Source organism: Saccharolobus shibatae B12 (assembly GCF_019175345.1).
Lineage (GTDB): Archaea > Thermoproteota > Thermoprotei_A > Sulfolobales > Sulfolobaceae > Saccharolobus > Saccharolobus shibatae.
In genome coordinates, this window is record NZ_CP077717.1 from 2551885 (window position 1) to 2564801 (window position 12917).

Sequence of the window (12917 nt, forward strand, 5' to 3'; positions counted from 1 at the left end):
TTTAACGTTTAATCCACCCCTTAAGATTCTCTAGAAATATTTTACCAGTACTTGAACTCTTCTCTGGGTGAAACTGAGTTCCTACAACATTCTTTTCACATACTAATGCGGGATATTCTATTCCATACTGACTTTTCATGTAAACATAATCTTCACTAGTAGGATATGCTATATAACTATGAACATAGTAAACATATTTCTTATCTAATCCATAAGTTAATCCACAAGAATCTTTTACTTCAAATACTAAATCCCAACCTATGTGAGGAAGTTTCACATTAGCATTTATCTTATCTACTATACCCTTGAACCATCCCAATCCATTACTCTCTTTTCCCTCAGTTCCCTTTTCAAACATTATCTGCATACCTAGACAAACTCCTAAAAAGCTAATCCCACTCCTTCTTAGATCATTGAATAGGTCCTTATATTTTGAAATAAATTCGGCTACAGCTGAAAATGCTCCAACACCAGGGAATACAATTAGATCGTAATCTTTCCTTGGTTTATTATCAATGGTTACTTCAAATCCTACTCTTTTTAGAGCTGACGAGATACTATACAAATTCCCTACTCCGTAATTAATTACTAACGCTTTCATTTTCTCCTCCTCTCTAACTCTCTATAAATATCATCTGGTGTTACGCCTTCTAATGCCATTAACACTAATAGATGATAAATCAAATCTGCAACTTCACTTATAAATCTCTCCTTATTCTCCGCTAAAGATGCTACTATTGTTTCTACAGATTCCTCACCAACTTTCCTCGCTACGTATGCCTTTCCCTTATTTACAATTTCAGCGGTATAACTACCAGTTGGCCTCTTTTCTATCCTATCGAGTATAACTTTGTACAATTCATCTACTATTTCATTACTCATATCGGGCACCTATACTTTTACCATGAATTATGAATCCTTCATAGTTTGCTAAAGAAATAGATGCTTCAAGTAATTGTTTATTTATATCACGGACATTAGCGTACATTGTTGGCTTTATAAAATCGTAAACAGTAACGCCTCCTCTAATTCTAGCCCAGCCATTAGTAGGTAAAATATGATTAGGACCAGCTACATAATCTATTATTGCTGGAGGTGTGTTTCCTAGGCTTATTGCGCCTGCATTTACTATTTTATCCATTAAGGTATATGCGTCTTTAATATATAAGGATAGATGCTCTGGGGCAATTTTATTTGCAATTTCTATAGCCTCATCTATATTTTTAGTTTTTATTATGTAATATATTTTTTTATCATCCTTTATTTTCTCTTCAACCTTCTTTAGAAGTTCGTCATCATTAGATAAGAGTACTATATACGTATCAGGACCATGTTCAGCCTGTGCCTTCATATCTAATGCAACATGTTCAGGCTTTGCAGTCTCATCTGCTATTATTACTAATTCAGTTGGTCCTTCAATTCCATCAATTCCGACAACGTTACTCACTAGGAACTTCGCAGCTTGGACATAAACATTACCCGGTCCTACAATCTTGTAAACTTTCCTTACACTCTCAGTACCATAAGCTAAAGCAGCTATTGCTTGTGCACCACCTACCTTATAAACGTCATTTACTCCTAGCTTAATTGCAACATAAGCTAAAGCCGGATTTACTGATCCTTCTTGAGTAGGAGGAGAGGCTACGTAAATTTCCTTTACCTTAGCTACTTTTGCTGGTATTCCAGCCATTAGTAAGGTTGATGGATAGGAATATCTACCTGAAGGAACATATATTCCAATCTTTTCTATACTTCTCCAAACTACTCCAAATGATATTCCTTGATAACCCCCTCCAATATTTGGAGGAACTAGCATTTCGTGAAATGCTTTTAATTGCTCATAAGCCACATCTATAGCTTGCTTAACCTTAGGATCTAACTTAGAAGCTTGTGTTCTTAATTCCTCTTCACTTACCTTGATGTTATTTATCTTCACCTTATCCAATTTTTCAGTTAGTTCATATAACGCGTTATCTCCCCTAGCCTTAACAGATTCAATAATATCTCTAACTATTGGAATCACTCTGCTAAAATCGTTAGGTCTCTCATTTGGTAAACTATAGGAAATCATATTCTCACCTCAATGCCTTTCTGGCTTAAATACAACTTCAGGTCTTTTATTTTAATTATCCCATCATGGAATATACCAGCAGCTAACGCTGCGTCGGCTTTTGCGAGGGAAAAAACATCGTAAAAATGCTCCATTTTACCAGCTCCTCCACTAGCTATTACAGGTATATTAACAGAATCTACTATTTTCTTAGTTAATTCTAAGTCATAGCCAAGTCTGGTACCGTCTCTGTCAATACTAGTGAGCAGTATTTCACCCGCACCAAGTTCTTCCACTTTTTTAGCCCACTTTATAGTATCAAGTCCGGTATTGTAAGTTCCGGATTTTGTGAAGACCTTCCAATTTCCATTTATCTTCTTGGCGTCTATGGCTACTACTACTGCTTGTGAACCAAACTCTTCCGCGGATTTTTTCACTATTTGGCTATTTTCAATTGCGGCAGTATTTATACTAACCTTATCCGCTCCCGAACTTAACGCCATTGACACGTCATCAAGCGTTCTAATACCACCACCAACTGTTAGGGGAATAGACAATACACTCGCAGTATCCTTGATTACACTATATAATGCTCTTCTGGCTTCTATGGTTGCAGTTATATCTAAGAAGACTATCTCATCAGCACCTTCCTCCTCATATAGACTGGCTAGACTGACTGGATCTCCTTTAAATTGAAGATTAAGGAAATTTACTCCTTTAACTACGTTACCGCCCTTTACATCCAGACAAGCTATTATTCTCTTCGTCGTCATATGACCCCCTTCGTGCTTCTTATTTCATTGTCAACTATTCTCGTTGCCTCGTATAGTGCTAATCCTAAGGCCTTAAAACTAGCCTCAATGATATGATGTGTATTATATCCACTTAATTGAGAAATATGTAAGGTAACTCCACTATTGTAAGCGAAGGATTGGAAGAAATGTGGAATATTTTCCGTAGATAATCCACCAATTTCACTTCTCTTCAAATTAAGGTTTACGAAAGCCATTCCCCTATTTGATATATCTAGTGAAACTAAAACTAGCGCCTCATCCATTGGTATAATTTGGTGAGAGAATCTTTTTATACCTCTCTTATCGCCTAATGCCTCCTTTATCGCTAATCCAAGCGTTATTGCAACATCTTCTATAATATGATGATCATCATAGGATAACTTATCAGTAGCAGATACTGTTGCAGTAGAGTTCATGTAAGTTAGTAATGTTATAAGCATATGGTTAAAGAATGGAACTGGAGTGGATACCTTAATTTCGCCTTTTCTATCTATATCTAAGAATACCTCTATTTTAGTCTCCTTTGTTTCCCTAGTAATATTAGCACTTCTAGCCAACGTTAATCCCCCTTATTTTGTTTAGGTAAAAAGCCATTCCAACTATTATATAGTCAAACCCAACGTTTTTTAAGTACGTAATATCTGCATCACTTGAAACGCCCCCAGCGTATTCTTTTAATCCCCGTATCAGTCTTGCATAATCCTTCACGTTGTAATCTATTCCTTTCGTTGTGCCCTCATTACTGATATAGGTTAGTGTTATTCCTAATAATTCAAGTTCATTTACTTTCTTGATACCATCTATAACTTCCATTGATTTTTCTTTCCATCCCCTTATTAGAACTCTCTTTGTATCATCATAATCTATTGACACCATTACTCTATTGCTTCCAATTTCCCTTACAATATCATGAAACAAGTTAAAATTAGTGAATACTATTGTGGAGAAGATTAACGCGTTAACATCTAGCGAAACTAATCTTTTAGCTTTTTCAATATCCCTTATACCCCCACCTACCTGAATCCAATCAAATCCTATTTTGGAAATTTCCTTAATGTACATCTCATTATTGCCAACTCCTTCCGCAGCATCTAAATCAACTACGTGTATTCTTGTGTACCCTTCATTATAGAGTTTGCTTGCTAGTTCTATTGGATTGCCTAAAATTAGACCCGTTTCCTTAACTCCTCTAATTCTTTTTACCGCTTTTCCAAGGCTTATATCAATACTCGGAATTATGTTACTCAATTACTTCACCACTTTCTCTATATCAATCACAACGATATCCCTAGCTCCAGCGGCTTTTACTTTGGCTATAACCTCTGGTAATATATCCTCATCTGCTACCGTAATCACTTCCCAAATGTCAGATCTACTTAGCCTGGTTATTGCTGGGGCTAACATTGCAGGTAATGAGTTTATTACTCCATCTAACCTATTATCAGGTACATTCATGAATATCATTTTCTTACCCTTAGCCGCGATTGCTCCTTTCATCATTGTAAGAAGTAAATTAATTCTATCAGCCTCATCGTTTTTTATCCAGTTCCTATTTCCTATAACTACAGCATAGGAGTCCATAATAATATCTATTGCTTTTAACCCATGCAGTTTTAGTGTAGTACCAGTGCTCATAACGTCAATTATTGCATCAGCAGCACCTAGTGATGGCATTACTTCAGCAGCTCCACTTATCTTTACTACTTTAGCGTTCAGTTCTTTTTTTCTTACGTATTCTTTTGCTATATTGTAGTATTTGGTAGCTACTCTAAATTCTCTTCCTTTCAATTCTTCTACTGAATTTTCACTCCAAGTTTGAGGTACTGCTAGAACTATTTTTGATCTTCCAAAGTCCAGTTTGATTAACTCCTCAACATCTGCACTACTTTCTATAACATAATCGTGACCAGTAATTCCTAATTCTGTAGCACCAGTTTCCACAATATTAGGTATGTCCTCAGTTCTGATCATGACTAACTGAACTCCCTCCCAACTTGTCGGCACTATCAGTGCTCTATCATCACTTGCTAATGGTTTTATGCCTACTGATTGTAAAAATTGTAATGTAGGTTGTTGGAGCCTTCCTTTATTTGGAATTGCTATTTTCAAGTTCCTCACCAAGTTTATCTATAACCATTCTGCACTGCTCTTCAGTTCCTACTGTTATTCTATAAAAGTTGTCATATAACTTTCTTATTGCAATACCGTGTCTCATAAGCATTTCTTGTAAGTTCCTATTATCTTTTATCAAAAGGAAATTGGTTATTGATTTATAAACTTTCAGATTTAGATTCTTGAGTCCTTGATATAATATTTCCCTATTCCTACTAACTGTGTCTATAACATCCTTTATATATGACGAGTTTTCTAATGCCGTTATTCCCGCAATAAGTGAAGGTAAAGGTATATCAAAAGGTGTTGATGACTTCAAGAGAGTCTTTACTATTTCCTCATTGGCAATCGTATAGCCTAATCTATAGGAAGCTAATGAAAATGCCTTACTCAGAGTCCTAACTACTAAAACGTTAGGATAATCGTAAATGTAAGGAGAAACTGTATATCCCCCAAATTCGTAATAGGCTTCATCAATTACAACAAAACCTTTCGCATTCTCCGCTAATTGGCCTATTAGTTCCCTTTTCCCATTAAGCATTGGAGAACCCGTGGGATTATTAGGATCATCAATTATTACTAACTCAGCTTTTTCTGCCTGGGCTAACAGATCATCAATGTTTTCTCTCCACCATTCATTATCTTCTTTAAGATTTACCTTAATCACCTTAGTTCCTCTTACTGATGAGTAGACTGAATACATGCTATAAGACGGATAATTTGTTACTATTGTATCACCAGGTTCTATAAGATTGTAAAATATTGCTCTAATTGACCCATCTGCACCCACAGAGGGATAAATGTTTTCTGGTTCCACCTTTGAATATTCAGCAGCTAATTCCCTATATCTCTCTAAGAACTCTGGATGCTGATATCTATTTCCCTTACTTAAGTACATCTTTACTGCATCTACAATAAATTGTGGAGGTTCAAATGGAGATTCATTAAGATGTAATCTTATTCCTTCTTTTATGTCTGTAAAATCATACTCACTTGCATTTAATAGCCAAGACTTTATCTTATTTCTAACTAACCTGGTTGGTGCAATATAAAACCCTAGATAAGCAAAGTAAAATAAATAAATAAGCTTTAATGAAAGTCTCATCGTGAATTTGATAGACTATTTGATATCTCTGAGAACGGGAAAGGTACTTTTGCAGTCATATCACATGAATGTAAAAATCGCTTTAATTTACGATATTGCACAGAGATTATATAAGGATAGAGTTAGCATATGTATTATTAATTACGAAAAATTCTTAAAATTGTCTGGGAGAGAAATAGATCAGAGATGTGATGAGGATTCATACGTAATCGTTTTCGAGGCTGAGGGGCCCTCTGACTTACCAATGAGATATAATCTGGTAACGAGTTTTGTAAAAATAAATAGGTATTTTGACGACATTTTAAAGATAGATAAAGTTTCTACAAATTTATATAAGGCTCAAAATAATGCCGGAGATCTGTTTATATTTAGCGTAATTAATGGAGAAATAATTGAAAGGAAATTAAGACCCATACATGAGGATATTATTAATTTTTTAAAGGAATATGGAGGAGAAGTTGAAATTAAAGATTTAATAAATATAATTTCAAAAAAATATGAAATAAGTAGAGATAATGTTAGAGTTGAGTTAGCACTTCTTAAAGAGTTAGGTATAATAGAAGTTAAAGATCGAAAAGTTATCCTTACTCAATTATTATAGCTGGTCTTATGGGCATGGCTTCTTTATTATATGCCTTTTTGACTTCCTCATTATAAGGCTCTACTCGAATTTCTACATTTAACTTTCTTCTAATATATTTTGATAACTCATTAAGCACATCTACCTCATTAATATTGTAGTTCGTAATTAATTTCTTCATTTTATCATCAATTTCTAAAGACTCATTGAAGATTTTCTGTAAAACTCTAGCATCCTCTTTACTTTTAGGTTTATGAGCATCCATAAACTTTTTCATTTGCCCATTAGCCTCTATAGCATCCCTAAGCAATTCCACGTACCTAGAATCGTTCAAAGCATAAATTTTAATGAGCTTTGGTGTTCCCTTAAAGACATTTAAGATAGACCTTATATCTTCAACTATTCTTTTCATATATTCATGTTTCAATAGTGTTAGTTCGTCTATCTTTGAACCTTCGATTTCAGGCCATTTTTCATTTACTATAAATGTAGTTTGTTTTAAGATTTCGTGCCATATTTCCTCTGCTAAGTGCGGAGCGAAAGGTGTAATAAGCTTAAGCCATATTGTTAGGACTTCCCGTAAGAGTTTATTGTTTGCCCCTCTCCCCTCAGCGTTTACCATACCGAAGTATTCATCCAAATCTGAAGAGAAGACAAATAGTAATTCATTGGCGGCATCTCTCAGCTCTAACGCTTCCATATGTTTTGTTGTATTAGTTGCGATCTCATATATTCTTGATAATAGCCATTTTTCTGGGAATCCAAAGGTTTCTTCAGTATAATCATCTAAGCTCTTGAAGAGTTCATACATTTTTCTTAAGGTTTCTCCTACGGTTTTAACTAAAGATTCGGAAAAGTTTACATCTGATCCCATATCAGCTGTAGATGATACTGCAATGCGCATTACATCAACTCCATACATTTTTAGACCTTTTCTTAACGGTATAATATTTCTAAGAGATTTGCTCATTTTCTTTCCTTCATATAATACTAAACCATTTACAGCAATTGCTTTTGGCCATAAGTTCTCTTGGAAGATTGCAGCATGATTAAAGATGAAGAAAGTCAAATGGTTCGGAATTAGGTCCTTTCCACTATGTCTAATGTCTAAAGGATACCAATACAAGAATTCTTCTCTTAACTCCTTTATGATATTAGAGGGTATTCCAGTATTTTTGCTTACATCTTCTAAATTACCTATGCCTAACATTACGTAATCCCAAAATTCCTGAGTTAACCTGGAGGGTGATATTTTATATTGTTTAATTTTGTGGGAAATAGTGTAAAATGCCATATAGATTGTCGAATCGCTTAAACTCTCTATTATCCATTTCTTATCCCAAGGTAGCGGAGTACCTAACCCTCTAGTTCTCGCACAAGCTCTTTTCTCTAACCATTCAATAGTGAATTCAAAATCCTTTCTGGATTCCTCAGGAATTATCTGCATTTTAGATAGAGATTTTCTCGCAAGTCCCTTCCATTCTTCATTTGAATAATCTAGGAACCACTGATCTTTAAGTATCTTAACTACAATTTCTGTGCCACACCTACAATATACTGGTTTATTCATTATTTCGAATATTTTTCTACCTAAGCCCTTAGAAATTAAGAAGTTAGTTATTAGTTCCCTACCCTTGGGAACGGGAAGTCCACCTAAATTCTTTAACTCATTTCTATACTCTTCCTTAATTAAATTTTCAAGATCAGACCTTAATATACCCTTATTGTACTCTGTTCTATACACATATTCTGTCAATTTCTTTAGATCCTCGTCATTCTTTGGGTTGTTCTTCTCCACAACGTCTTTAGCTAACTCATTTCCTAAACCTTCAACTGTAATTACTGATATTATCTCAATATTATTATTTTTAAGTATCTTCTTGGAATAGTAGTAATCAAAAGGAGCATGAGCTGGGACACTCATGACAACGCCTGTCCCTAAGCTAGCATCAACGAAGTCTGCCCCCATTACTCCTATGTACTTGCCGGTTATTGGGTTTTCTACCTTAAGCCCAACTAGTTTTGACCCCTTTACCTTATCCTCAATTTCTATATTATCTATTTGAAAAGACAATTTAGTAGCAGATTTCTCGCTTAATATCATCTTTTTGCCTAGTATATTAGCAATTACATACATCTCATTAGGATTTATCCATAACCCTGTAGCACCAAATATTGTTTCTGGCCTAAGCGTAGCTGCGGGAAATATACCCTTTTCTGAATTGAAATATATTAATACAAATTCGCCTATTTCTGGTTCTACATCTCCTTTAGTATCATGCATACCAACTGGTATATGATGAACTGGGCACCATCCTACAGGGTGTGTATCTTTTACTACATATCCCTTGCTCTGTAATTTATGAAATTGCCATGTTACAAATGATGAAAATTCTGGATCAATTGTTGTAAATTCCCTTCTCCAGTCTATTCCTAATCCTATTTCTCTCATTGAAGTCTTTATATCCTCTTTAAAATAGTTTGCCATGAATAGTGGATCAGACATTCTAGGGATTACGTCTGCTGATATTTCATAAATATCCTTAAATGTCTCTATGAGCTCTTTATCTCCTTTTGCAATTGCGTCAGCCATAGCCATTATAGGCGTTCCTGTGTAGTGAAATGCCATGGGGAATAATACGTTATATCCTCTCATTCGTTTATATCTAGCTAAAATATCTCCAGTGACGTAAGTTCTTCCATGCCCTATATGCCAAGGGCTGTTAGGATAAGGAAATGCAACTGTAGTGAAAAATTTAGGTCTATTAGGATTTGGATTAGACTCGTAAACTTTAGCCTCCTCCCATTTAATCTGCCACTTATGAGCAACGTTATTCAAAAAGTCAATAAAGTCCCTATATTGTGAACTTATTTTACTTCACCAAAAATGATATAGCTAGGTCTTTTTTAAATATTAACCAATGTTCACCAGAACTGGAGACGATGGAAATACCAATGTAGTATCTAAGAGAATAGGAAAAGATTCCCCTCTAGTAAATCTATTGGGGGATATAGATGAGCTTAACTCCTTCATAGGTCTTGCATTAACAAAAATAGAATGGGAAGATATGCAAAATGATCTCATGCGTATTCAAACTGAGTTGTTTGTATTAGGTGAGGAGATTATTCAAGATAGAGGTAGAATAAATGAGGAGACTGTAAAGTGGTTAGAGAGTAGAACTGTCGAATATAGGAAAGAAAGTGGTCCCGTAAGGTTATTTGTAATACCAGGTGGTTCTGAGGAAGCTTCATATTTGCATGTAGCAAGAAGCGTTTCTAGAAGGGTTGAAAGAAATGCAGTAGCTTACTCTAAAGAACTGAATTTCAATAAATGGATAATTGTTTATCTGAACAGATTATCTTCTTTACTATTCTCCATGGCCATAGTAGCAAATAAGAGGAAAAACGTAAAGGAGAGACTTTATGATATAGGCAAGTATTTTTGATATTCTTGAGGCATTAAACCAGATCTGATTAGTAATTCACAATTTTTACATATAGTTCTTCCAGGCGTAGTGGGTTCTCCACAAATTATACAATTAGGCAATTCACTAGTAAGTCTGTACTCTTTTTTGAGTTTCTCCGAAATTGCATCAAACTGTTCTAGTATTCTCAGTAATGTACCAGGTTTTTTCTCCTCTAGCTTGTACAATAGTTCTCTGACCTTAGCCCTTAGAGTTGGTTTTTGAGAAATATATGGACATTCTGTTTCTTGAAACTCGAAGCCTTTGAGATGAGCATAGATTGTTGTTTCCCATTCGTAGATTTTTCTCAATGGCTTAACTCTCATTACAAACTTGCTACTTACCATTAATGGTTTATCACCTAATCTTATTAGTCTCAACAGGTCACCTCTTATCAAATTTATAACTATAGTCTGCGCCTCGTCGTCTAAATTGTGCCCGGTTGCCACGTAATCTGCGGTTACTTTAATTCCAGCTTCATTAATCAACTTCCTCCTAAATCCTCCACAAAAGGTACAAGCGGATACATTAAGGTTCTTCTTTAATGAAGCTTGTAGCATCTCATCTAGAGAAAAACCAATTTCTTCTCTAAATCCGCTTTTTATCAATTCAATCCCTAGATCCTTCAGATATTCCTCAAGCTTCTTCACGTATTCACTTCTATTATATCCCTTTATGCCTTCATTTATATTGAATGCTATTAGTCTAGATGGGTTTATAAATTGAGACAAGGTATCGGCTAGTACTAGGCTATCCTTTCCGCCTGATACTGCTAAAAGTATTTTATTGGAATTAACTATCTCTTGCTTTCGAGCTTCTATTTCGACTCTTTTCCTAACGTCTTCTATAAAGCACTCTTTACATAATTTTCTTCCAGTATGTGGTTGTAGAATTACTGCTTCTCGTACTTTGCAGTTATCACAAATCATCCTTTATCTTTCCCTCAATTATTCTATTCCCACTCACTACTTCGTCAATGCTATGGATTGCACATCCTTCTTCTTCCAGCATTTTTCTTATATCATCAAAATTGAGACTAGTTCCTTCAATTATTATCATTAATCCCATAGTTTCAACGTCCATATCAGTGACACTTATATTTACACCTTCTACGCCATCCAATTTTGATATTCTCTCGGCTAAGTCAACTATCGATGTTCCCCTAATGGGCTTCAGAACGTCTAAAACAAGTCTTCTAATTGCCACTGCTCATCAGATACATTAGTATTTATCAATTAGCATTAAAAACTTACTTTTAACCGTGACCAAGCGGAAATAAATTTATAAATGATAAAGTAGAGGGGTTTAAGTGGGGGGTTGATGATGGGGGTAGAGTTAGCTTTTCCTAAAGTAGTAGGAAAGCAAGTATATGGAAGCCTATATGATTGTGAGGAGGACGTTTTAAAAGATACTAAAAGACTAGAGCAAATAATAAAAGAAGCTGCAGACGTGGGTAATATGAACATTCTTGATATAAAGTCATGGAAAATTGGAGAAGGAGTAAGTGTAGTGGCGATTATACTAGAAAGTCATATAACTGTACACACATGGCCTGAGTATAGATTCGCAACAGTTGATGTCTACTCTTGTGGTCCACATACTAGCCCCTTAAAAGCATTTAATTATATAGTGGAAAAATTGGGGGCTAAGAAATATACTATAAATGAGGCTGATAGATCATCGGAGTTCTAATAGTAGGTGGGGGATTAGCTGGACTATTATTGGCATATAATATTCTGGATTCTAATCCAATAGTTTTTGATAGAAGACGTTTTCCGGGTAAGAAGTGTACTGGTGTAATAAGCCGTAAAACATTTTTAGAGCTCGGTGTTAGCAGAGAATTTATAGATAGAGAATTTAGATCTATAGAAATAAAATATGCCCGAAAATACACAATTTATGTAGATACCGATGTTATCAGACTGAATAGGGAAAACTTAGAAATATGGCTTGATGGGGAAGTAAAGACAAAGAGACCAAGAGATGCAATAATTAATGGCAATACTGTAATATCAGAGAATGAAAAATATGAGGGAATAGTAGTAGATTGTAGTGGTTGGAAAGGTAATGCCAAATGGATTAAGGCAATAGAGTATTTGACGGAACCGATAAACGAGGAAAGCATTATTGTTTATATAGATTCTAAAAACGTTGGAGGGTTTAGTTGGATAGTTCCTTTACCATATGGTACCTTAGTGGGTGCGATCTCGTATAGCGATCCAAAGGCGTTTCTGCCTAATATTAATAAAAGGATTTTAGACATTCATGGGGGAGCAATTCCACGCGTCTCCCCTGTATCTAACATAAAGACTTTGAAGTTTGGTGATTCGACTGGACTTATAAAAACATTTACTGGTGGGGGAATATTTGGTATCGCAAGCTTATTATATCCCTTAGTAAATGGAATCCGTAGTGGGAAATTCAATGAGTATCATTCCAAGTATAAGATTTTAGCTAAAGAGATAAGAAGACAATACTATATAACTAGATTTCTGGAATCCGCCTGGAAGCTTCTTCCAGTTCTATTTAAGTTATATAACGATAAAACGCTCAACATTTACGAAGAGTTTGACTTACATTCACTTCTTATCCATAGATTTCCTCACTAAATTATAGCATCCTTCCCCTTTTTCTATTATTCCCATTTCTATTAGCTTAGATATTACAGCTTGAGGGTTGGAAATGCCTCTAGCCTTAAGATCCATTGTAGCTGCTATCTCACCCACGGAAACATAATTTTTAAAATATTCTATTGCAATCTCAATTTCCTTCTGATTAACAGACATAAGATATATTAATCTAGTATTCATTT

Annotated in this window: 16 protein-coding genes; 4 read left to right on the forward strand and 12 right to left on the reverse strand. The window is 35.0% G+C overall.

Annotated elements, in window-relative coordinates; translation table 11 throughout:
• Nucleotide 1: 1 nt before the first annotated feature.
• From hisH to hisC, 8 genes are read right to left on the reverse strand one after another with little or no spacing between them, the layout of a single operon-like run.
• Nucleotides 2-601: an imidazole glycerol phosphate synthase subunit HisH gene (hisH, locus tag J5U23_RS13560; protein WP_218266416.1), complete on the reverse strand. Its 600-nt coding sequence runs from the start codon at nt 599-601 to the stop codon at nt 2-4.
• Complete coding sequence (gene hisE, locus J5U23_RS13565; RefSeq protein WP_218258664.1) at nt 598-882, reverse strand: phosphoribosyl-ATP diphosphatase; 285 nt, start codon at nt 880-882, stop codon at nt 598-600. Before hisE ends, hisH begins: the two co-directional genes overlap by 4 nt.
• Nucleotides 875-2071: a histidinol dehydrogenase gene (gene hisD, locus J5U23_RS13570; RefSeq protein ID WP_218266417.1), complete on the reverse strand. Its 1197-nt coding sequence runs from the start codon at nt 2069-2071 to the stop codon at nt 875-877. Before hisD ends, hisE begins: the two co-directional genes overlap by 8 nt.
• Nucleotides 2068-2823 (reverse strand): imidazole glycerol phosphate synthase subunit HisF, encoded by a 756-nt coding sequence (hisF, locus tag J5U23_RS13575; protein ID WP_218266418.1) that lies wholly within the window; start codon nt 2821-2823, stop codon nt 2068-2070. The genes hisD and hisF overlap by 4 nt, the downstream gene beginning before the upstream one ends.
• Entirely contained in the window at nt 2820-3401 is a 582-nt protein-coding gene (hisBd, locus tag J5U23_RS13580; protein ID WP_218266419.1) for an imidazoleglycerol-phosphate dehydratase, read from the reverse strand. Before hisBd ends, hisF begins: the two co-directional genes overlap by 4 nt.
• On the reverse strand, nt 3394-4092 hold the full coding sequence (gene hisA / locus J5U23_RS13585) for a 1-(5-phosphoribosyl)-5-((5-phosphoribosylamino)methylideneamino)imidazole-4-carboxamide isomerase (protein WP_218266420.1): 699 nt from the start codon (nt 4090-4092) through the stop codon (nt 3394-3396). The genes hisBd and hisA overlap by 8 nt, the downstream gene beginning before the upstream one ends.
• Nucleotides 4093-4953 carry an ATP phosphoribosyltransferase gene (gene hisG, locus J5U23_RS13590; RefSeq protein ID WP_218266421.1) on the reverse strand — a complete coding sequence of 287 codons (861 nt, stop codon included), beginning with the start codon at nt 4951-4953 and terminating at the stop codon, nt 4093-4095.
• The gene (hisC, locus tag J5U23_RS13595; protein WP_218266422.1) at nt 4931-6061 is read right to left on the reverse strand and encodes a histidinol-phosphate transaminase; all 1131 of its coding nucleotides are present in this window, start codon (nt 6059-6061) and stop codon (nt 4931-4933) included. The genes hisG and hisC overlap by 23 nt, the downstream gene beginning before the upstream one ends.
• A 1-nt stretch (nt 6062) precedes the next feature.
• On the opposite strand from hisC, the gene J5U23_RS13600 reads away from it, so the two are divergent.
• Nucleotides 6063-6662, forward strand: coding sequence for a hypothetical protein (locus J5U23_RS13600; protein WP_218258671.1), 600 nt, complete (start codon nt 6063-6065; stop codon nt 6660-6662).
• On the opposite strand, the gene leuS is transcribed toward J5U23_RS13600, so the two are convergent.
• Nucleotides 6646-9480, reverse strand: a complete 2835-nt coding sequence (gene leuS, locus J5U23_RS13605) for a leucine--tRNA ligase (RefSeq protein WP_218266423.1) — start codon at nt 9478-9480, stop codon at nt 6646-6648. The two genes, J5U23_RS13600 and leuS, sit on opposite strands and share 17 nt — an antisense overlap.
• Nucleotides 9481-9562: 82 nt before the next feature.
• Between leuS and J5U23_RS13610 the strand changes: the two genes are divergently transcribed.
• Nucleotides 9563-10087: a cob(I)yrinic acid a,c-diamide adenosyltransferase gene (locus J5U23_RS13610; protein WP_218258673.1), complete on the forward strand. Its 525-nt coding sequence runs from the start codon at nt 9563-9565 to the stop codon at nt 10085-10087.
• On the opposite strand, the gene J5U23_RS13615 is transcribed toward J5U23_RS13610, so the two are convergent.
• Together J5U23_RS13615 and J5U23_RS13620 are read right to left on the reverse strand one after the other, a co-directional pair.
• On the reverse strand, nt 10063-11034 hold the full coding sequence (locus J5U23_RS13615; RefSeq protein ID WP_218258674.1) for a TIGR00269 family protein: 972 nt from the start codon (nt 11032-11034) through the stop codon (nt 10063-10065). The genes J5U23_RS13610 and J5U23_RS13615 overlap by 25 nt on opposite strands.
• Nucleotides 11024-11311 (reverse strand): DUF211 domain-containing protein, encoded by a 288-nt coding sequence (locus J5U23_RS13620; protein WP_009991103.1) that lies wholly within the window; start codon nt 11309-11311, stop codon nt 11024-11026. The genes J5U23_RS13615 and J5U23_RS13620 overlap by 11 nt, the downstream gene beginning before the upstream one ends.
• Nucleotides 11312-11425: 114 nt before the next feature.
• On the opposite strand from J5U23_RS13620, the gene speD reads away from it, so the two are divergent.
• Nucleotides 11426-11797, forward strand: a complete 372-nt coding sequence (speD, locus tag J5U23_RS13625; protein WP_218258675.1) for an adenosylmethionine decarboxylase — start codon at nt 11426-11428, stop codon at nt 11795-11797.
• Between the two features lie 29 nt (nt 11798-11826).
• Nucleotides 11827-12714 carry an NAD(P)/FAD-dependent oxidoreductase gene (locus J5U23_RS13630; RefSeq protein WP_218258676.1) on the forward strand — a complete coding sequence of 296 codons (888 nt, stop codon included), beginning with the start codon at nt 11827-11829 and terminating at the stop codon, nt 12712-12714.
• Here J5U23_RS13630 and J5U23_RS13635 read toward each other — a convergent pair.
• Nucleotides 12685-12915: a PolB1-binding protein PBP2 family protein gene (locus J5U23_RS13635; protein WP_012713813.1), complete on the reverse strand. Its 231-nt coding sequence runs from the start codon at nt 12913-12915 to the stop codon at nt 12685-12687. The genes J5U23_RS13630 and J5U23_RS13635 overlap by 30 nt on opposite strands.
• Nucleotides 12916-12917 lie beyond the last annotated feature (2 nt).